This is a genomic window from Microbacterium sp., from assembly GCF_036566905.1.
In the GTDB taxonomy this organism is placed as follows: domain Bacteria; phylum Actinomycetota; class Actinomycetes; order Actinomycetales; family Microbacteriaceae; genus Microbacterium.
This window is the reverse complement of record NZ_DATCVK010000061.1, coordinates 1-20,728: the sequence shown is the minus strand read 5'-3', so window position 1 is coordinate 20,728 and position 20,728 is coordinate 1. Positions and strand designations below refer to the sequence as shown.

14 protein-coding genes and 2 pseudogenes are annotated in these 20,728 nt (G+C 65.2%); 7 read left to right on the top strand and 9 right to left on the bottom strand.

All coding sequences use genetic code 11. The features are described from left to right. The first annotated feature begins 77 nt into the window (after positions 1 to 77). Positions 78 to 1,199 carry a substrate-binding domain-containing protein gene (locus VIP82_RS05220; protein ID WP_331906353.1) on the top strand — a complete coding sequence of 374 codons (1,122 nt, stop codon included), beginning with the start codon at positions 78 to 80 and terminating at the stop codon, positions 1,197 to 1,199. On the opposite strand, the gene VIP82_RS05215 is transcribed toward VIP82_RS05220, so the two are convergent. The 3 genes from VIP82_RS05215 to VIP82_RS05205 all read right to left on the bottom strand — a co-directional run bounded on the left by VIP82_RS05215 (position 1,196) and on the right by VIP82_RS05205 (position 4,367). Further along, positions 1,196 to 2,098 (bottom strand): carbohydrate ABC transporter permease, encoded by a 903-nt coding sequence (locus tag VIP82_RS05215; RefSeq protein WP_331906351.1) that lies wholly within the window; start codon positions 2,096 to 2,098, stop codon positions 1,196 to 1,198. The genes VIP82_RS05220 and VIP82_RS05215 overlap by 4 nt on opposite strands. Beyond that, the gene (locus tag VIP82_RS05210) at positions 2,098 to 3,018 is read right to left on the bottom strand and encodes a carbohydrate ABC transporter permease (RefSeq protein WP_331906349.1); all 921 of its coding nucleotides are present in this window, start codon (positions 3,016 to 3,018) and stop codon (positions 2,098 to 2,100) included. The genes VIP82_RS05215 and VIP82_RS05210 overlap by 1 nt, the downstream gene beginning before the upstream one ends. Before the next feature lie 107 nt (positions 3,019 to 3,125). After that, positions 3,126 to 4,367, bottom strand: coding sequence for an ABC transporter substrate-binding protein (locus VIP82_RS05205; protein ID WP_331906347.1), 1,242 nt, complete (start codon positions 4,365 to 4,367; stop codon positions 3,126 to 3,128). A gap of 405 nt (positions 4,368 to 4,772) precedes the next feature. Between VIP82_RS05205 and VIP82_RS05200 the strand changes: the two genes are divergently transcribed. Next, complete coding sequence (locus VIP82_RS05200; protein ID WP_331906345.1) at positions 4,773 to 5,816, top strand: LacI family DNA-binding transcriptional regulator; 1,044 nt, start codon at positions 4,773 to 4,775, stop codon at positions 5,814 to 5,816. On the opposite strand, the gene VIP82_RS05195 is transcribed toward VIP82_RS05200, so the two are convergent. The 3 genes from VIP82_RS05195 to VIP82_RS05185 all read right to left on the bottom strand — a co-directional run bounded on the left by VIP82_RS05195 (position 5,813) and on the right by VIP82_RS05185 (position 14,985). Beyond that, on the bottom strand, positions 5,813 to 8,866 hold the full coding sequence (locus VIP82_RS05195) for an alpha-mannosidase (protein WP_331906343.1): 3,054 nt from the start codon (positions 8,864 to 8,866) through the stop codon (positions 5,813 to 5,815). The two genes, VIP82_RS05200 and VIP82_RS05195, sit on opposite strands and share 4 nt — an antisense overlap. A gap of 156 nt (positions 8,867 to 9,022) precedes the next feature. Beyond that, a complete protein-coding gene (locus VIP82_RS05190) occupies positions 9,023 to 13,201 on the bottom strand; it encodes a fibronectin type III domain-containing protein (RefSeq protein ID WP_331906341.1) in 4,179 nt (1,392 codons plus the stop codon). A gap of 119 nt (positions 13,202 to 13,320) precedes the next feature. Next, the gene (locus VIP82_RS05185; RefSeq protein WP_331906339.1) at positions 13,321 to 14,985 is read right to left on the bottom strand and encodes an MGH1-like glycoside hydrolase domain-containing protein; all 1,665 of its coding nucleotides are present in this window, start codon (positions 14,983 to 14,985) and stop codon (positions 13,321 to 13,323) included. Between the two features lie 6 nt (positions 14,986 to 14,991). Here VIP82_RS05185 and VIP82_RS05180 point away from each other — a divergent pair, with 6 nt between their 5' ends. The 4 genes from VIP82_RS05180 to VIP82_RS05165 all read left to right on the top strand — a co-directional run bounded on the left by VIP82_RS05180 (position 14,992) and on the right by VIP82_RS05165 (position 17,482). After that, on the top strand, positions 14,992 to 15,459 hold the full coding sequence (locus VIP82_RS05180) for a hypothetical protein (RefSeq protein ID WP_331906337.1): 468 nt from the start codon (positions 14,992 to 14,994) through the stop codon (positions 15,457 to 15,459). 281 nt (positions 15,460 to 15,740) lie between these two features. Then, entirely contained in the window at positions 15,741 to 16,289 is a 549-nt protein-coding gene (locus VIP82_RS05175) for a hypothetical protein (RefSeq protein WP_331906335.1), read from the top strand. Between the two features lie 6 nt (positions 16,290 to 16,295). Further along, positions 16,296 to 16,622 (top strand): hypothetical protein, encoded by a 327-nt coding sequence (locus tag VIP82_RS05170; protein ID WP_331906333.1) that lies wholly within the window; start codon positions 16,296 to 16,298, stop codon positions 16,620 to 16,622. 20 nt (positions 16,623 to 16,642) lie between these two features. Beyond that, entirely contained in the window at positions 16,643 to 17,482 is an 840-nt protein-coding gene (locus VIP82_RS05165) for an MBL fold metallo-hydrolase (protein WP_331906331.1), read from the top strand. Here VIP82_RS05165 and VIP82_RS05160 read toward each other — a convergent pair. Together VIP82_RS05160 and VIP82_RS05155 are read right to left on the bottom strand one after the other, a co-directional pair. Beyond that, on the bottom strand, positions 17,458 to 18,402 hold the full coding sequence (locus VIP82_RS05160; RefSeq protein WP_331906329.1) for a LysR substrate-binding domain-containing protein: 945 nt from the start codon (positions 18,400 to 18,402) through the stop codon (positions 17,458 to 17,460). The genes VIP82_RS05165 and VIP82_RS05160 overlap by 25 nt on opposite strands. Before the next feature lie 158 nt (positions 18,403 to 18,560). Next, positions 18,561 to 18,743, bottom strand: a pseudogene (locus VIP82_RS05155) (hypothetical protein); the annotation flags it as partial. Between the two features lie 936 nt (positions 18,744 to 19,679). Here VIP82_RS05155 and VIP82_RS05150 point away from each other — a divergent pair. Continuing rightward, the gene (locus VIP82_RS05150) at positions 19,680 to 19,925 is read left to right on the top strand and encodes a hypothetical protein (RefSeq protein ID WP_331906327.1); all 246 of its coding nucleotides are present in this window, start codon (positions 19,680 to 19,682) and stop codon (positions 19,923 to 19,925) included. A 255-nt stretch (positions 19,926 to 20,180) separates the two neighbouring features. Here VIP82_RS05150 and VIP82_RS05145 read toward each other — a convergent pair. After that, a pseudogene (locus tag VIP82_RS05145) lies at positions 20,181 to 20,728 on the bottom strand (alanine dehydrogenase); the annotation flags it as partial.

The following is a 20,728-nucleotide window of genomic DNA, read 5'->3' as shown; positions in this document are numbered from 1 at the left end:
TCGATGAGGGATGTCCGGACCGGCGACACGTCGAGTGGGTACGCTGAGATCTCACCCGGACCACGAGGAACAGGACATTGTCGGAGTCGCCGCTCTACGAGCGCATCAGGACCGACTTGCTCGCGCAGATCCAGCGCGGGGAGTTCACGCCCAATGAGCCGTTCGTGACCCAGCGCAGCCTTCGCGAAAAATACAAGGTCAGCAGCACAACGGCGATCCGGGTGCTCACCACGATGGCCGCCGAGGGCTACCTCGAACGCCGCCGGGGCCTCGGCAGTTTCGTGCGCACGCCGGAGGATGCGCGGAGACCGGCCGGCACGACACGGCAGACCGTCATCTACGTCGGCCACGCTCAGGGCACCTTCCATGCCGCCCTGCTCGACGGCATCCGGTCGGCGGCCACCGCCCGCTCTATGACGCTCGAACTGGCGCGCGCGGGGCAGACCGCGGCCGAGCAGGCGCAGGTCCTCGCCGAGGCCGCCGAGAGCGGTGCCGCCGGCATTATCCTCTACCCCGTGGACGGGCCGCCGGACGAGACCTTGGCGCGCACTCTCCTGCGCCATGGCGACGCGCCGCTCGTGGTGGTCGACCGCTTCTTCCCGACGATTCCCACCGACGCGGTCGTTGCCGACAACTTCGGCATCGGCCGGAGTCTCACCACGCTGCTGTTGTCGGCGGGGCACGAGAACATCGCCTGCCTTTGGCAGGAGGTCGACTGCACGAGCGTTCGCGATCGGCAGGCGGGTCATCGCGACGCGCTCGCCGATTACGGTCGAGGGCAGCATCCCGACCTGTTCGTCCTCCGGCCCTACTTCACACTCCCGAAGCCCGAGCGGATACGCATCCTCAAGGGCTTCCTGGAGCGGACCGACCCGGTCACCGCATTCTTGTGCTCGAACGCGTACGTAGCCGCGCAGGCCGCCGCCGACCTCGCCGAACTCGGCATTGGCGTTCCCGACGACGTCGATCTCGCGTCGATGGATTCGATGGGGCCGTACGACGTTCTTCCACTGGCGCGCTTCTCGGCCCGCGTCGACGCCGCGGCGATTGGCGTTCACGCCGTCACCGCGGCGCTGACACGCGCCCGGGCGCCGAAATCGATCCCTGCGCAGATCGTCGTTCCTGCTGTGATCGAGAGCCACGATCATGCTGATGCCTACCTCGCCGTCCGTTCTCGTAGCCACCCGGGCCGCGGCTAACCCTTGATCGCACCGGCCTGCCCCGCCCCTTCCAGGAACTGCTTCTTGAAGAGCAGGAAGAGCACCACGGGAATGATCACTGAGATGAACATGGCCGCCAGCAGAAGTGCGGTGTCGGCGCTCTGTTCGAGCTTGTAGAGACCCACCGACAGCGGTTGCAGGGCCGGATTGCGCAAGACCAGCAGCGGCCAGAGGAAGTCCTTCCAGGAGGCGATGATCGTGAGGAGGGAGACGACCCCGATCACAGGGCGCGACATCGGCAGAACGATCCTCCAGAAGATCGTGAACTGTCCTGCACCGTCGATGCGGGCCGCTTCGAAAATGTCGCGGGGAAGCGTGTCGAAGAATCTGGTGACGACGAGCACGTTGAATGCATGGGCGGCCGCGGGGAGCCACACCGCCCAGTAGGTGTTCAGGAGGTTCACCCGGATGAGCGGCACGTCGAGGATCGTCACGTAGAGCGAGATCAACGAGATCACTGCGGGGATGAAAAGGGTCGCAAGCACCGCCCCACTCAGCAGCTTTGCGTACTTCGGTCTCAGGATGGAGATGACGTACCCACCGGTGAGCGCTACCAGGAGACCGAAGAACCACGCTCCGGCGGCCACCCACACGGTGTTGAGCAGGTACTGGCCGACCTGCAGGTCGTTCCAGGCGGTGGCCAGGTTCTCCAACTGAATTCCACTCGGCCACCATTCCAGAGGGTGCGCGAGGATGTCCTGACTCGTCGATACCGCCGACTTCGCCAGCCACAGCAGCGGGCCCACGGCCGCGAAGAAGAGACCCCCGACAACGACGATCGTCACGAAGCCGAAAGGAAGACGCACGCGCCAGCGACCGCGATCGAGATCCGAGAGCACTCCTCGCTCGTTCACTGCTTCGGCCTGTCGACGCGCCATTACCGGCTCCACTTCCGCGTCGCCCAGAGGTAGACGACCGACACGACGGACAGGCCCATCGCGAGGAGCACGCTCAATGCGGTGGCCTTTCCGTAGTCGCCGATGACGAACGCGTAGTTATAGATCAGCATCAGCACGGTGAGGGTGCTGTTGTTGGGGCCCCCGCCCGTCATGACGAACGGCTCCGTGAAGATTTGAAACACTCCGATGATCTGCAGAAGCAGCATGAGGAGCATGATCCCGCGCAGTTGGGGCAGGGTGATGTGCCAGAAGCGACGCCCGGCGCCGGCTCCGTCGCATTCGGCGGCCTCGTAGAGTTCACCGGGAACCGAGCGGAGCGCCGCGAGATAGATGATCGTCGTCGTCCCAAAGCCAGCCCAGGTCGCCTGGATGACGATGCTTGGCAATGCCAGAGTCGCGCTCTGCAGCCACGGAAGGGGCCCGAGCCCGACCCACCCCAGAATCGTGTTCAGCAGACCATGGGGAGAGGGGTCGTACATGATCTTCCAGAGCAGCACCGCCACCACCGGCGGAACGATGACTGGCAGGTACGCCAGCGCGCTCCCGAGGCCCCGCAGTGTGCGGAGCTCATTTATGAAGACGGCGAGCAGCAGCGGCACGGGAAAGCCAATGAGCACCGATATGAGCGTGAACGCGATGGTGTTCCCGACCGCCGTTGACAGAAGAGGATCGGCCAGAACACGCTCGAAGTTCTGAAGCCCGACGAACGTCCCGGGCGTGATGAGGTTGGTCTTCTGCAGGCTCAGCGCCAGGCTGCTGACGATCGGCCACCAGCTGAAGTATCCGAATATGACGATGGTGGGAAGAGCGAACAGCAGCGTCGTCAACCCTCCGTTGCGCCACCAGCGGCCGACCCTGCTTCCGGAACTGCTCTCAGCGCTAACTTGCTCGATGGCCATATGTCGTGTCCTGCCGCACCCTCGCTCATCGGAGCCACGCTGTTGCGGCCGCCCCGACAGAGTCGTCATGGCGGCCGCAGCAGGCGCAGCGGTCTAGTTCGTCGTTCTCAGCTGGCGTCGATCGTCGCCTGAGCGTTCGACGACGCGGTCTTCAGTGCGGCATCAATGTCGGTGCCCTCTTCCGTGAGGACCTGCTGGACCACTGCGTCGAGTGCTCCGTAGATCGACTGCGCGCCTATCTGGGGCTCGTTGACGATGGGAAGCTTGCCGAGGCTGTCGAGATACGCCGTGAAGTGGTCGCGCGGCACGTTGATGTAGGGATCGATCCAGGACAGGTACTGGTCGTAGGTCTTATCGTCGAACAGGGGAACCTCGGGAACGCCGACCGGAAGGTCGTCCGCGGCATTCGCCTTCGCGAAGGCAACTGCGGAGTCCTCGTCGATGTAGCGGTTCAGGTAGTAGAACTTGATCCACTCGAGAGCGGCGGCCGTCTCATCTGCTGTCGCGTTCGGGTTCACGATGTTGATGTTTCCACCACCGAGTGCGCCGAGTCCGTCGTCGGACTGGGGCATCGGAGCGATACCCACGTCATCGGGGTCCATTCCGGTGACGACGACCAGGTTGTAGTACTGGTCGGCACCGACGACCGTCTGCCCGATAGTGCCGGCGCCCATCGCCTGGAGCACGTCGCCGTACTTGAGGAGGAACGTCGAGCCCGCAGCGTTGTCGGTCCAGCGGATGTCGTTCAGGAAGCCCAATGCGCTCTGCGTGCCATCGTTGTCGGCCGTCACCGTCACGTCGTCGCCGTCGACGGTCTCCACTGTGCCGCCGAAGGCGTTGCTGATCGCCGTCGTCACCCATCCACCACCGTTGTTGCTCGTGGGGATGATGAATCCGGTGTCGCCAGTCGCCTGAGCGATTGTGACGGCGTTTTGCCGCACCTCTTCCCACGTCGTGGGCGGGTTGTCGGGGTCGAGGCCCGCCGCCTCATAGATGGCCCGGTTGTAGACCAGGCCCATCGTGTAGGCGCTGGTCGTCACGCCGTAGACGTCGCCATCCGTGCCCGTCGTCGCCTCGGTGAGGACCGGGTTCTGCTGCGAGAGCAGCTCGTCGTCCTGGATGAAGGGCGTGATGTCCTTGACCTGCTCATTCTGGACGAGCTGCTGGATGTTCGTGCGCGGCACGATCATAGTGGTGGGGAGAGTGTCGCCGACGAGCAGCGAGTTGAACGTCGACACGTCGAAACGCGTCTCGTCGCCCTCGACGGTGATGTTCGGGTGGAGCTCCTCGAACGCGGCGACCTGGTCTTTGAACGCTTTCAGGTTCTCTGCCTGGTCTGCTGTCGGCATGTTGCCGACGGTAATCGTCACGGCGGCCGTCGGGTTCACGGACGGTGCGACATCGTCACTGGGCGTACTAGCGGAGCATCCCGCCGCGACGAACACGGTACTCAGGCCAATTGCAGCGATCGCCGCGCCCCGGCCCAACTTCTGGTGGGTCATGTCGTACTTCCTCGTAGACTCGTGCGCGTCTCAGTGTTGGACATGCGCTTGCTCTCACGATACTGAAGGGTCGAGCCCTGCAATGTCAAATGGCCTATATCTATGACGTCTGGGTTGTTATCCATCTGTGATGCGGATGCTTCTATGGTTGGGCAAGCGCATGCTCTAGGACTCCCGCATCGACGGGTCTAGCGTTTGATACTCTCTCTTCGCACATCCACACGATGGGAGAGAACGTTGTCAGCAAAGGCGGTGACGCTGAAGGACGTGGCCGCGATAGCGGGCGTCGACGAATCCACTGTCTCCCGGGTGCTCCGCGGGGGCGGCAAGGTGTCGGACGAGACGCGCACACGCATCGTCGAAGCAGCCGAACGACTTGATTTCCGGCCCAACGCGCTCGCGCAGTCACTGGCCCGCGGCGAGAGCAAGGTGATCGGCGTACTGGTCGAGGACGTCAGCGACATCTTCAGCGCACTCGTTCTGCGCGGGGCGGAGAGCGTATTTGCGGCATCCGACCTCGCCACACTCGTGTACGACGCTCAGGAGAGCCCCGGACGACGCGCCGAGCTGATCCGCAAACTCCAGGCGCGGAGAGTGGACGGCGTGCTCGTCATCGGACGGGGTTCGGCCGCACCCTACACTTCGATCAGTGACCGCTTCCAGGTTCCCGTCGTGTATGCCTTCGGCGTCTCTAGCAGCGCGCTGGACACATCGTTCGTGCCCGACGACTTTGCCGTCGGGCGGATGGCTGGCGAGCATCTGCTCGGTCTCGGCTCGCGGCACGTCGCCCATATCACGGCGGCCGAGGACACGGGCGCACAGAATCGCGCCGCAGGACTCATGAGCGTACTGGAGGCCGCCGGACGGGCCCTCGCCGGGAGGCCGCTACTGGGCGACTGGAGCGCCCGCTGGGGAGCGACGGCCGTGGGTCAGCTCATCGACCAGGACACTCCGTTCGACGCGATATTCTGTGGCAACGACCTCATCGCTCTCGGCGCCTTCGCGCGACTGCGGGAAGCAGGTTTGCGCATTCCCGCTGACGTCGCGGTGCTGGGCCACGACCACTTCGTGCGCGAGCGTCCGAGCGAGGAATCGAAGGTGCTCAGCACTATCGACCCGAACCGCTCAGAACTCGGAGCACGCGCGGCGACGACCCTGGTGCGCGCGATGACCGGCGGAGCCCTTCCGCAGGGCCTGCAGATGGTTGCGCCGACGCTTGTTGTAGGGCTCACGACCACGCCGAATTCCGACGCTCAGGCACGCCGTGCTTACGACCTGCTGGAGATGCTCCTCTAAAGCGAGGGGCGCGTGGCGTGGTCTGCCCCGGTCCGCCGAAACCGGAGCGTGACGAGCTGGAACGGCCGCAATTCGATGCGGCCGTCCTCGATCATGCACTCCCCTTCGGAGAGCGGCCGTTCGAGGAGGTCGACAGCCACTGCAGGCGTCGACGCGAAGCGCGGGCGGAGTTCCACTGTCGCCCGGCTGCCACGATGCTCGTGGATGCGCACCACGACATCACCCGAGCCGTCCTCCGCCAGCTTCACGGCGTCGATCACCGCGCCTCGCCCGACGTCGATCAGCGGCTCGACCCCGTGATCGCCGAGCAGCGGCCGAGGAGGCAAAGTCACCTCGTAGGCCTGATCCACCGCGTCGTCGATGGTGGCATCTGGCACGATGGCGACGCGCAACCGGTGCCGTCCCTGATCCGCTTCGGGGTCCGGGAACAGCGGTGCACGCACGAGCGACAGGCCGATGACCGTGGCGCGGCCCCCTCCTGCCCGCTCCTCCGTCACGACGCTGTGGCCGTAGGTCGAGTCATTGACCACGGCCACTCCGTAGCCGGGCTCCTGCACATGAACCCAGCGATGCGCGCAAACCTCGAAGCGCGCCGCCTCCCACGAGGTGTTCACGAACGTTGGCCGATAGACATGGCCAAACTGCGATTCCGCGGCGAACCTCTCGGCGTGCACGTCCAGATCCATGTAGAGCTTCAGGAGCTTCTGGCGCTCACGCCACTCGATGTCGTAGACGATATCCAAGCGGACCGCGCCTGGAGCCAGCTCGTGAGTCTGCACGATGGTCGACCCGCCGAAGGCGATTCGAGTTCCGACGAAGGCGACGCCATCCTCCCTCACGCCCCACGACACCGACCCGGGCGCCGGCCGGAGAACTTCCGCGTTTCGCCGGTAGTGCTCGTCGATGTCCCAGGCGTCCCACTCGTTGGGCGTGTCGCGATGTAGCACGAGGCGGTTTCCGGAGCCGCCTGGGGTTATCGCATTGCGGCCACCCCCGTCTCCGATCAGCGACGTGAGACTTCCGTCCGGGTCAAGTCTAGCCTTGATCAGCCCGTTATCCATCGTGATCCCACCGGCGCCATCCTCGACGAGGCCGACGGGCGCCAGTACCTCCGGCCGCTCGGCGACGCTGAGCGCCGCGACATCGCCGACTGCGCTCGGGGACGCATTCGCGACGAGCGGAGTGCTCCCTTCGCCCGCAAGCGCACGCAGGCTGTCCCGGATGATCCCTTCGAGACTTTCCCTGACGCGCGCATACGACTCCGCGGCGTCGCTGTAGACCCACGCAATCGAGCTTCCGGGAAGGATGTCGTGGAATTGGAGAAGAAGAACCTGCTCCCAGGCATCACGAAGGGCGTCGGCCGGATAGTCGGCGTTGACGCGCACCGCAGCGGTAGCCGCCCAGAGCTCGGCCTCGCGGAGCAGTCCTTCGCTCCGCCGGTTGCCCTGTTTGGCGCGCAGCTGCGAGGTGAAGATGCCCCGGTGCAGTTCCAAGTACATCTCGCCGTGCCAGGATGGCGCGTCGGGATAGTCCGCCTCTGCCGCCTCGAAGAACTCGCGGGGCGATCCGAAACTCACGCGAGGCAGGCCGTCGAGATCACGGGCCCGCTCCCCCGCGGCGAGGATCTCGCGGGTCGGGCCACCCCCGCCGTCACCCCAGCCGAAAGGCACGAGCGACCTGTCCGCCACACCCGACTCACGGAAATTGCGCTCGGCATGCAGAAGTTCGGCCGGAGACAGCTCTGAGATGTAGGTGTCGACCGGCGGGAAGTGGGTGAAGATGCGGCTGCCATCGATGCCCTCCCACTGGAAGGTGTGATGAGGCATCGGGTTCGTGCGATTCCACGACAGCTTTTGGGTGAGCAGCCACCTGTTGCCTGCCGCTTTTGCGATCTGCGGCAGTGCGGCCGAGTAGCCGAAGGAATCGGGCAGCCACACCTCTTCGGTCTCCACGCCGAATTCCTGCAGGAAGAACCGCTTGCCGAACACGAACTGCCGCACAAGGGACTCGCCGCTCGGCATCATGGTGTCGGATTCGACCCACATTCCGCCCACCGGAACGAATCGACCGGAGGTCACCCGCTCTTTGATGCGCTCGAACAGTTCCGGCTGGGAGCGCTTCACCCAGGCATACTGCTGCGCCGACGATGCGGCGAAGACGAAGTCCGGATTCTCGTCGAGCAGGGCGATCGCATTCGAGAACGTCCGAGCGCACTTACGCTCGGTCTCCCGCGCTGGCCACAGCCAGGCGGAGTCAATGTGAGCGTGCCCGGTCGCCGTCACCCTGTGGCTGGACGCTACGGCGCGATCCGCGAGCAACGGAGCGAGGATAGCCCTGGCCTCGCCTGCGGTGCTGGAGACCGCATCTGGATCGAGGGTGTCGAGCATGCGCTCGATGCCCCGCAGAATGCGGTGCCGCCGCGGTGAGTCCAGAGGGAGCTGCTCCATCAGCCCGGCGAGCACTCCGATGTCCTGACGCAGCTCCCAGATGGTTACGTCGCGAAGCGCGACACCCATCCGGCCCAGCGAATAGAGCTCCACGTCGCCGGCTGTGTCCTTCAATCCGAGGTCCGTCGGGTGGAAGTCGTAGCTTCCTGCGACATCCGGATTCGACGCGCCTTCGATGAAGATGTCGATGCCGGCCCCTCGCCGCGCCGGGTCCCACGGCACGTAGGCGCTGAGCGGATTCAGGCCTTTCAGTATCGTGCCGTCGGGGTGATAGACGAGTCCCTCGCACTGAAATCCTGGCCGGTCGGCGGTGAAACCGAGATCGAGCAGGAGCTCCACCGCGACGTCGTCGTCCGCCGCCCAATCGACGGGCACGCTGCCCTGCACTCGGAACCACGTGGTGCCCCACGCCGCGCCCCAGAACGCGCCCTGCTCCACGGGCGAAAACTCCTGCGCCGTCGCCGTAGCGAACGGGACAGGTTCCCCGGGCGCCACCCAGCGAGTGATTTCGAGCGGCTGGAAGGCTCGATACGTTGCGGGTTCCAGCCAGGTTCGGACGAATCGGGTGAGCCTGCCTTCGACAGTTCGACGATCATCGTGCATGTATATCTCCATCGAGGACAAGCGCTTGTTCTAATGTGAATGACTTTAGCAAACCATCAGGGCGCTCCGAACACCTTTGGATGTACATCGCCAGGCCTACGCGCATATGAAGCGGGAACCAGAGGCGTAGACAGTCGACAAAACAAACGCTTGTCCTTACGCGCACGAGCGCGCGGCCCAGCCGACGTCGTACGTGGTGGAGTTGCCGTTGCCGGATCCGGTGATCTGCGCGGTGCCGGCTTCCACATCGAGCGCGCCGATCACCTGGTAGACCGTCTGCCCGGCGCCGACGTCGCCCACATCGATGTCAGAGTCCCCGCCGTGCACGAGGACGCGCACGGCGAAACCCTCCTTGTTCAAAACGTGCACGGCCACGGCGGGGCCGGAGACCTGGCATTGAATCGCGGCCGATACCGACAAGGAGATGTTCCCCGTCGTGCCGGGAGGCGGCGACGGTGTCACGGGCTGCGCCGTGGTCGGCTGCGACGTTCCCCCTTCACTCACGGCCACGACCGAGAAGGTGTAGCTCCTTCCCGCGACCAGCCCGGTGATCCGGCACGAGGTCTCCGTGGTGGTGAGGCAACCGGAGCTCGAGGACTTTTCCGTCACCGCGTACCCTGTGACCGGCGCGCCGCCGTCGTCGCCTGGTGCCGTCCAGCTGACTTTGGCGACACCGTTCCCGGTCACGACGCCGACCGCTTCCGGGGCGCCTGGCGGCGTGACAGGCTGCACTTCGAAGAGATACGGCGTGAGGGGGATGAGTTCCGAGACGAGACCAGGGCCGTCCTGGTCGGAGATCATTTCACGCGCCGGTTCGAGGGGGCTGCCGCCCTGCGACATCCGTACCTGAACCGGATCTGCCCCGTAGTTCACCACGTTCACGAACGTCTTGCCGTCGACCTGTACGCTGCGCCATTCGACGCTCTCGAGCGGATCACCCACCGAATCCGTCATCACGACCCGGTCCGGCATCAGTTGATCGAGGATCGGAGCGATGGCCGTACGCAAGTCCGCCGCCACCGTCGCCGCGGCGGGGATGTAGGTGGAACGGTCGATGACCGCCTGACGCTCGACCGGCGAGAGCACGGTTCCGAGCGGAGACTTCTCAAGGGCGTGCGTGCCGATGACGACTGCCTCGCCGCCGGCAGCCGTGTAGCTGTTGAGCCCACTCAGCGTCGTCGCGGCGACACGGCCGGATGCGGGCACCACGACGAGGTCGTAGCCGTCGAGACCTCCCTGCTGCACTTGGGCCTCGGAGATGAAGCCCACCTCGACTCCGGCCGTGGAGATGGCCTCGTACGCGCGCTGTGAGACGCCCACAGATTCGCTCGACAGCAGCGACGACGACAGCGAGGAGAGGATCGCCACGCGAGGCGCGGCCTCCTGGAATGCGGTGACCTCGTTCGCCAGTCGGTTCAGATCCAGATTCGTCTCCCCGATCGCCTCGACGACATCGGGCCGATGGAGGATACTGCCCTCTCGGGAGGAGTTCGCGTCATAGGTGCGCTCCCAGATCCACATCGTCGACGCCGACCGTCCGTGCACCGCCGACTGCCAGAGCACCGAGCGGACGTGATCCGCTTGCTCCGGGCCGTAGTACTGGTCGCCATCGGCGATGACGTGCTGTTCGGAGTTGAACACCGGTCCCGATCCGAACGACTGCTGCAGGTCGTAGAACGCGAGTTCCTCGTAGAACCCCTTCGCCCCCTCGTCGATGTAATTCCAGTTGTCGTCGCCGATGAGGTCGCTCAGCCGCGACATCCGCTCGACATCGACGCCCCAGGACAGGCTTCCGATGGCGTCGGCCATCATCTTGGCGTGGACAAGCAACCCCGGGGCCTCCTCGTCCACGATGTCGGCGAGCCATTCGTGCCACGCGGCGAATCGATCGTTGTTGAAGAGCACGTAGTCGTACGACGGCACGTCGCCGCGCACGGCGGTGGGCATCGGCACCTCGTCGAAAGCTGCGTAGCCGGTGCCGTAGGCGCTGTTGAGCGTGGCGACGTTCGCATATTGCGCCGCAAGATACGCGTGCCAATCGGGCACCGCATCCGGGTCCTGGTTGGCTTGATAGACCGGTTCGTTCGTGAGAGTGATGCTCTGCAGAGCCGGCGAATCCTTCACCGCACGCACGACGGTGCGCACGTAGTCCTCGACGATCTGCCGGGCGATCGGCGCATCGATCGAGTACTTGATCGAGCCGGTGTTGGTCGTCGCGAGATCGGGCCATTTTGCCAGAGCCCAGGCAGGGAAGTAGTGCGGCGACAGCAACAGGTTGACCGCCACGTCGGACGCGGCGGCGTTGTTCAGCACGTCCACCACGCTCGACTGCAGCTTGCTGCTGGAAAGGCGCCACTCCGGGTTGCTGCCCGGCGCCGAGGCCACCTCGAAGTCGCCGTTCTTCACGAGGTTCGTCGTGCTGCCGGCGGCGGTGACAGAGACGTCGTCGATCCACGTGGTGCCGGTGTTCTCGGAGAAGATGGTCAGCGGAAAGGTCGTCTCGCTGGCGCCGGTCGTGTAGGTGGCGGTGACCTTCGTCCAGTCGTAGGTGCCGTTCGGGAATCGAATCCGCTGAGTCCAGCCAGTACCGCCTGGGAACCATGCGTTCTTGACCTCGGTCCCCTTCACCCAAGCGTCGAAGGTGTAGGTCGTGTTCGGCTGCACGGCGATGTTCTGTACGACGTTGACGAAGACATTGGATGCGTAGGCGGAGCGGTTGTCGATCTTCAATGAGGTCGTCCCGCCGTGCGCCGTGCCGGTGACCTGTTCGACGGTCGCGTCGACGTTTCCCGACCGGTTCACGTTGAATTGCTCGACCGCGGCCGATGCCGGGACGACGACGTCTTTCGGACCGATCTCGATCTGGATGATGTTCGCACCGAGATCCTGGAAGCCCGGCACGTCCTTCCGCACCTGGTCGAAATGCCCGTAGCCGGTGAGGAATACCGGTCCGGTCGCCTCCTCGCCTGTGCTCCGGGTGACGGTATCGCCGATGATCGACCGGCCGTCGACGGTCAGGCTACCCGTCGAGTAGCGCGGTACGGCCAGCGGTTCGGCCTCGCCCGCCAGGTACGACTCGAGATCGGATGTCACCTGATCGGCCATCGAGGTCAACTCGGTCGCCACATACGACGCCCGCGCTACCCGGCCGTTCTCCAGGTCGTCGCGGCCATACTGCACGAAGCGTTTCAGAACCGAGTACTGTACCCGGGCGTAGTCGGTCGCGATCTGCTGCGTCTCGGCCTGCTCGAGGAGGGATTCGATCGAAGGGAGACGACTCTCGACGCTCTGGAGGGCATCGGTGATATCGGCGGCCGAGTCGGCCACCTGCACGGTGACAGTGTCGCGCCGCACGCCTCCACCGGACGAACTCCACGTGACGTCGACAACCGCGCTGCCCGGTGTGCCGAAGGTGACCGGCGCCTCTGACGTGACGATGGATCCCGCGGGGACGACAATCGACTCGTCGATTCCGAGCGCGTCGGAGTGCACGACAAGCTCCTGGTCGACGCTTCCGGCATTGAAGGTCGACAGACTGTAGGTCTCCGCCGAGCCAGTCGTCGCCTCGGTCGGCCCGGTCAGCCATCCGCTCCAGTCCCTCGACTCCGGCAGGAGTTCGATCTCGCCGTGGAGTGCCGGTGTCTTCGCCTTGCCGATACCCGCGGTCCACTCGACCCAGCCGCGCCGCCCGCTGCCGTCGTTGTCGTTCACGAGGAAGGTGAAGGGAACCGCACCGTCGGATGGGATCGCGGCGGCGACCGTCGCCCACGGCATCGCGATCTCGAGCGTCGTCGTAGTTCCCACGGTACTGCCGACGGCCGTCACGAGATCGGCGTCGGCAGTGGCGGAGCCGGCCGCTCCGCGAATCACCTCGGCGGTGCCATCGATCACCGCGACGGTGTACTCCGGCCCGTACGCGCCGCCGGGCGAGAAGGCGAGCTGGATCGAGTCCCCCCGCCACATGGAGCTCCCAGTCTGGGTGGAGTGCACGTCGTCGGTGATCTCGAACGACAGGTAGAGGGTGTCGTCGTCATAGGCCGTGTGGGCGACGACGGACAGGTCGGATGCCCCGGACCAGCCCGGGAGCTGCACCTGATCGTCTCGCTGCGGGACGGCGATCGACGCCGTGTCTCCCCACTCCGACAGGTCGCCGTCTATCGACAGTCCACTCGGCGCTCGGAACGCGGGGAGGTAGTTCTCTGTGCCGAACGAGCCCTTCCCCTCCGTCCAGCTCCCGCTCGCTGCCGACGCCGGCTGGGCACCGGCCAGGAGCAGGGCCGTGACGGCGACTGCCGCCGCCAGCCGCGAAGCGATCGTGTGGGTGGCGCGTTTCATGGAAACTCCTCATCGTTGAGATCGTCTGTCGTAGTCGTAGTCGTAGTCGTAGTCGTAGTCGTGGTCGTGGTCGTGGTCGTGGTCGCACGAGGTTTCCGAACTTCGGCGACGTCGCGTCGTCAGGGGGCCAGCACGGTGACCGCGCGGATCTCACCGTCGTGACAGATGTCGCCATCGAGCCAGATCACGAGCGAGTCCGGTCGTAGCCGCACATCGATCACGTGTCCCCGTATTTCCAGCCCTCTGATGAGAACCTCTCCGGGGGCTGGGTGGGGAGCAATCACCAGTGACCCATCCGGACGTGCGTCGATTCCGAGCATTCCGAAGAGGATCGCTTCAACCCCACTCAGCCCAGCGATGACATTCGCTCGCTTGTGCTCGGGGATCACCGGCCGGTCGGCGTAGTGCTCCTGCGGGAAGTACGGGAGCAGATGCCCCATCCACAGGTGCCGGCGGAGCACGTCCCACGCCGACTCCGCGCGCCCCTGCTCCCACAGCGTGAGCGCCAGCATCGGCCCGTCGCCGGTGTAGGCGCCGGAACCCGACCAGTCGGGATCGTTGAGTTCATAGTGCGCGACATCTTCGGCCGAGACACTGCTCACGCCGTACTCGCCGAGGAACGCGCCGTCTCGCACGTGGGAGACGAGGGCCTCCGTCATCGCCGGTGTGCAAGCGCCGAATCGCAGGGCGTCGAAGTACTGGATGGAGAAGATGATCTCTTCGTGTCCGTTGGGATAGACGGCTTTGAACCAGCCGGCGTCCTCATCCCACAGCAAGGTCTTGATGCGCTCGCGGATCAGCTGCGCCTCCCGGCGCCAAGAATCAACCGGATACCGGTCGGTCTCGTCCAGGAGGGTCGCGAGTTCGGCCAGCCGATCCATAACCCACGCGCGCTCGGCGTTCGGGCTCGCGACCACGTGCTCGTAGCCTGCGCCGCGCATCTCCAGCAGTTCGTGCTGCGGCCCGTAGTCGATCAGACCCTGCCAATCCGAGACGCGGCGGCTCTCAGCGTCGAGAAGAGAGGCGGATGCCGCTAGCAGATTCGAGTGCGGCCGGTGGACCGCCCCCGCAGCCCAGGCCAAGTTGACGAAGGACCACACACTGTAGGCGTACGGAACATCATTGCCAGTGCCGTTCGGCGAGAACCGGGAGTGTTGCTCGATACCGGACTCGACCATCACCCTGAGGAGATCCATGGTGACGTCCGCGCCGAGCATGAGCGCCACTGTGCGTGCGGCGTAGCCGCCGATGTCCCATGGATAGCAGCAGACCCCTGCCCCCTCGATACCGGAGACAGTCGGAAACGGCTGGACCGCGAATTCCGCGTTCTCCCAGAGGCAGATGAGACCGCTGACCAACGAGCGCCGATAGTACTCCTCCAGCCCTGGCACATCGCTAGAGAGCACCGGAAGGCGCCTCGTCGCATCCGAGACGCGATGCTCCCAGCCCCGCGCCGTGCGCAGGATCTCACCCGGCAGGTCGCGGTGCTTCATCGCTGTGGCAGAGCCGGATGGCGTCAGCACGACCCCGAAGTGACGGACGATCTCCCCCCCGGCTTCAAGCGCGGCGTGCCCGCCCGTTGGCGCGAGGAGCGTGACACGTGCGTGCTCGTTTTCCCAGGCGCCGCCCGAGCCCAGCTCGGTGGCGGGAGCACCCACGTACCGGGGCCATCCGTAGTCCCATTCCGACAGATCGACGCGACCGGGCGCTCCAGGAGTCGCCGATGCCGACATCGTGATCGACATCGCCCGCCCAGACCTGTTGGTCACGACCACCGCGAGCACGAAGCCGTGGTGTCCGGTGAGCGGCGCGAGCCGAGTCGTCACCGTCAACGACAGGAGCTCCTCGTCGTGGATGTGGTGATAGGTGCCCGTTCGTTCGATCCGATCGGGGAACCACGTGCTGCCCGAGAGGAGCACCCCGACATCGCCCTTGCCCAGCGAGCCCTGATCAAGGATGCGGTGGCCGTCCGCCTCGATCTCGATTTCGAGCTCGAGATCCGGAGCGGTGAACGGAGGAGAGTGGAGTCCCCTGACCCCCATCACCGTCCGGTCGCGCGGAGCGACCGTTGCGTAGCCGCTCCCCACCCAGAGATGGTTCGCCGGCGCGACGCTGCGACGCAGATCGAAAGCGAAATCATCGACCGCGTATCCGCCTATGGCTTCAGGCCGCACCATTCTCCCTTGAGTAGATCGGCATTTGATGCTTTGCGCATTAACGCGTCAAAGCTACCATCAATCCTCATCGCCGTGAAGTGAACCGGACTTCTAGAGGGTCATCGTCGCGCGTCTCGTTGGCCGCCGATGCGGCCCAAGTGGTCAGGATTGCCTCGAACTTGACAGCGGCAACCTGCCTGCAGGCATCGATGGTAGGTATCCGACGTCGAGTCAGTGTGGGACCAGCGACGAGAGACGGCTGGTCAGCGTCTGAAGAATGATCTTTGGTAAACGTAGAGTGCAGCTCTGTCCGATTGGACCGCTCACCATAGGCACAGCTCCCACCTACGATGTGACTGTACGTCACATGGAGGAGGAGTTAGATGATGATCTATACCGTCGAGTGCAGCTTCGCGGAACCGGCCCGTGAGGACGAATGGAACGAGTTCTACAGCGATCTCAAGCTGCCTGCCCTGATCTCTGTCCCTGGCTTCCATACGTCGCAGCGCTTCAAGGCGATCAGCACCGGTTGCCCCGTCTACCTGGCCGTCCACACCGTCGATGGCGGTGAGGTACTGAAGGGCGACGAGTACCGGGAGAAGGGCGGCGGAAACTTCGCTCGCTGGCAGCCTGACATCACCGACTGGCACCGCAACCTCTATCACGGTATCGACCGGGCGCCTGACGTTACGGCCGGCGAGGTCCTGGTCCTGAGCTCGACCGGTCCCGAAGGACTCGTCCAGTTAGGGCTCGCACCTCGTGCCATTCATGCTGTTGCATTGGAGAGGAACCCAGAGCGACGCTGGCTATCGAGCGCTGCTAGCACGGATGTTCCCCGTCTTTCGGCGCTTCCGAAGGGTGTTCACGTCTATGTGCCGATGACTCCTCAGCTCCAAACGGCCCCCATGTCGGGGCCCGCGCGCGGAAGATAGCCCGACATGCCGAACCTCACGATCTACATTTCGTCGGAGGACATGCCGTCAACCCAGGCGCTGGACGGGCTTACCGAACAATGCACCGAGCTCTGCAGAGGTACGCTGCGCGCCGCGCTCGAGAACGTGCACATCGTCTACCTCCCAGTCCTCCGAGGCAGAGGACACCCAGTCTTCGCAGAAATCCTGCTCCGCGAGGAATCATTCCACGCGCCAGCAGTCATGCACCGTTTCATGAAGCAGCTCGATGATGCGATCGCGGACCACACGGGTCTGACTGCCCGTATCCGCTGCTTCAGTTTCTCGAAGCAACACATCCAAGCCCGCAACTAGCACGTTCAGAGAAGGCAAGAATGCCAGACCATTCATTCCCGGGTCAGAAGGTCGGCGACTATACGGTCACCGCCATAAGTGACGGATACCTCACGGCAAGCCTGGGCCTGTTGCTGAATATCGAGCGCGACGAGGCATCTGGGATACAGCAGCGAAGTGGCCTGGACGATCACTCGCCTATGCACATCAACAGCTTCCTGGTGCGCGGGAATGGCCACGTCGCGCTCGTGGACTCCGGGGCGGGTGGAGTCAGGCAGTGGGGCGGAAATTTGAAGGCGAGCCTGCCACTGGTAGGAATACAACCTTCGGACGTCGACACGATCCTCCTCACGCATGCCCATCCCGACCACATCGGCGGCCTCGTCGATGCGACGGGGCGGGCGCTCTTCCCCAACGCTGAGGTTGTCGTACACGAGCGCGAGGTCGGCTTCTGGCAGGACGATGCCAACCTTGCTCGCGCGAATGAACGTGCCCGCGGGAACTTCCAGATCGCCCGCGCCGCGCTCGGGGCATACGCCGACCGGCTTCGCAGGATCACCGGAGGCGATGCCTTGCCCGGCATCTCGACCGTGCCGCTGCGCGGGCACACGGAAGGACACACCGGGTACCTCATCGGCTCTGCCGGCACCGGTCTGCTGTTCTGGGGCGACACCGTCCACTTCCCATCGATCCAGGTGAAACGACCCGATGCGTCAGTCACGTTGGACAACGACCCGATCAGCGCTGCCGAGGCACGCACGCGGGTGTTCAAGATGGTCAGCTCGGAGCATCTGCTTGTCGCCGGCGCGCACCTCAACGAACGAGGATTCGCACGGGTTGTGCGACGGAATGGCAGCTACTCGATCGCGGCCAAGAGCTGAGGTCGCGCCTCGGATGTGGGAGGGTCCGTGTCCGACTTTGCCTCATCGACCAGCCAATCAGCGAACTCGTTTAGCAGGTCGGCGCGAGGGCTCCGCGAGTTGAGGACCAGGATGAAGTCCTTGCCTACTTGTTGCCCAGGAGGCCCGACAGCAACGAGCGCCGCGGCGCGGAGGTCTTCTGCCACGTACAGGTACGGCACGAGCGCAACACCGAGACCGGCAAGTGCCGCCTCGATCAGCATCGAGAACTGCTCGAAACGACTCCCCGCCGTGGCATCCCGAAGCTCTATCCCGGACTCGCGCGAGTAGTCGCGCCAGCTCTCCGGGGTCGTCGTCTTGTGCAGCAACGGCAGCCCCGCGAGCACCTCGACATCTGCCCTATCGCGTGAAGGCGCGATGTCAGGCAAGCACACCGGGATCAGGGAACTCCGGAACAGGTGTCGCCACTCGGCGCCCGCCCAGGCCGGGTGCGCGAAGGCGATCGCCGCATCAAAACCGCTTCCGCTCAGCACGAACGGATCGTTTCGCACGCTGATGTTCACCACGACATCCGAATGCCGCCGAGCGAAGGCCGGAAGTCGCGGGATGAGCCATCGGGTCGCGAACGTGCCGACCGCCGCCAGTTCCAGGACGCGTTGCTGCGACGGCGTTGTCATTACCTGAAGCGTCGACTGCTCCAGCGATGCGAGCAGCCGCCCCACGTCCTCGGCGTACCGCTTCCCATGCTCCGTCAGCGCCACACGATTCCCGCCCCGAACAAACAGCGACACTCGCAGGAACGCTTCCAAACGCGCAACCTGCCGACTGATCGCACCTTCCGTGACGACTAACTCCTGAGCAGCAAGCGAAAAACCCCCGTGTCGTGCCGCAGCCTCGAACGCCACCAGCGTCGACGTAGTCGGGATCTGCCTAGCGCCCATGGACGTTCCCTCCGACATTGACCTATCATCACTGATCGGTTCCAAAATGGATGGCACCGTCGCCTACTCTAAGCGAGGAGAGCGACCTGGCCTTGACCCAAGATCATACGTGCGGGTGAAGCCAGGGGTGACGGATATCTCTGCAGGGAACCCGCCCTTTATTGCTGCGATCCACAGATCGCGGCCTTCAGCCCAAGCCGCTGGGCGCGTGACGCGCATTGGCGGGGCAACGGCGGCGAACGGTCCCATCTGCCGAGCCAACCTCCGTCCACGCCGACCACCGTCCCGTGCATGTATCCGGAGTCCGGAGACACCAGGAACGCGAGAGCGGCCGCAATTTCGTCGGGTGTGCCCTACCGGTGCGCGGGGATACGGGCCGAGATCTGCGGGTTGCGCTCCTGATCGGCGAGCAGCGCCTCGTTCAAATCCGGGACGACGTATCCGGGCGCGACGGGGGCAGCGCGGCCCGGGGCGGAGAGCGGCCGATGGACCGATGTGACAACGAACGTCGCAGTGACTGTCGGGGATCGACGGCTCCTGCGGGGCCATACTCACGCATCGGCCGGATAGAGCGAGCGGGTGCGCCGCTTGAGACCGCCGGGAAGCCATTGGTGTCAGTCGCGGGGTGCGATGCGGCCTTCCAGCCATTCGAGATCGACGGATTGTCACCTCTTCGGGTTCGCGTTCCAGTTTCATCGTGTGACCCGCCTGGAACGCGTCGAGCCGGACGATGTCCGGCCTGAGCTCCGCGAGTCGGCGAAACACTTCGGACGTGGCAGACGTGTCCAGCATTCCGTGGAGGATCATCGTCGGAGTCGATAGTCCTGCGGCGCCGTCGACCCAGTTAAAGCGATTGAGCGGGACACGGGCGTTCACACCCGTCAGGCCACAAGGAGGCGACTACTCAGCCATGGGGCTGTGAGACTCCCGAACCAAGATGGCAAGCCCGCGCGGGCACGGTTGACCCCGATTGTCGCTGACCAGTCGAGCACGAGCGCGTCGACCACCCTGTTGATTCGGCATCTGCTGCGAGCTGTAGTGAGATCGCGGCCCCCATCGACCAGCCGAACAGCACTACGCGACGCGCGCCGCGCTGGAGCGCATGCCTCACCGCTTCACGCACGTCATCCGCCTCAAGCGTTGCCAGCGTCGAACGACCGGTAACCACTGTGGGACCTTCGCCATCATTGCGGTGTGCGACCACGAAGGATGACAGGCCCATTTCGTTGGCGACCTCTACACCGCGTAGTGTTCCGGCGCGTGAGCTGCCCCAGCCGGTGGATGTGGATGGCCCAGACATCGCCTCCACCTTCGGGAGGGCAGATCAACCACGCCAGCGCCGCGGCGTGCTCCTCGATTTGTCCGGCTGGGATGAGCGTCGTGATGCTCGCGCTATCAAGACGGGCAAACGCGACATCGAGACCGAGCAGCGGGAGGTCATCGATGGCACGTCCCATGTCGTCACGGATCCCGCACCGGCGCCCGCCGATGCAATCGACGCCGAGGCTGTGAGCGACGAGTGACGAACCGTCGAAAGTCCGCACTCCGGAACTCCTACAGATCGGATTTCCTCCGCTCGACGGCGTGGTTCGCACGCCGAGACCGGTGGTTCCGCAGGCAGCGGCGGCTCGGTGGTCCGCTCTCGTGCGCCGCGTGCGAGCGGCTCGCACGGAAGGAGCAACTCGAGCTTCACCATCTCGACTACACCGGTGTTCGCTTCGTCGACGGGGCGTGGCGGGCGCGGCCGGCCCCGCAGTCGGTGCTGGTTTGGGGCGCGCTCAGCCGCGGTCGGCGAACGCGGCGCTCACGCCGTCGTTCTCGATGACGCCGGCGCGCACGTTCAGCCCCCGGGCGAGCGCGGGGTCCGCCTCTGCGGCCGCATCCCATCCCCGGTTCGCGATCGCACCCACGTAGGGCAGCGTCGCGTTGCCGAGGGCGCGCGTCGAGGTGCTCGGAACCGCACCGGGCATGTTCGCGACGCAGTAGTAGAGCGAGTCGTGCACCGCGAACGTCGGCGCGTCGTGCGTGGTCGGACGCGACCCTTCGAAGCAGCCGCCCTGGTCGATCGCGATGTCGACGAGCACCGACCCGGGCTTCATGGCGGCGACCATGTCGTCGGTGACGAGTTTGGGGGCCGCGGCGCCCGGGATCAGCACCGAGCCGATGACCAGGTCCGCGCCCAGCAGCTGGTCGGCGATCTCGTAGCGCGTCGAGGCCCGCGTCTGCACCGCGCCCTGGAAGCGCGCCTCCAGCTGTCGCAGCTTCTGCAGCGAGATGTCGATGATCGTCACGTCGGCGCCGAGTCCCAGCGCGTTCGCCGCGGCGT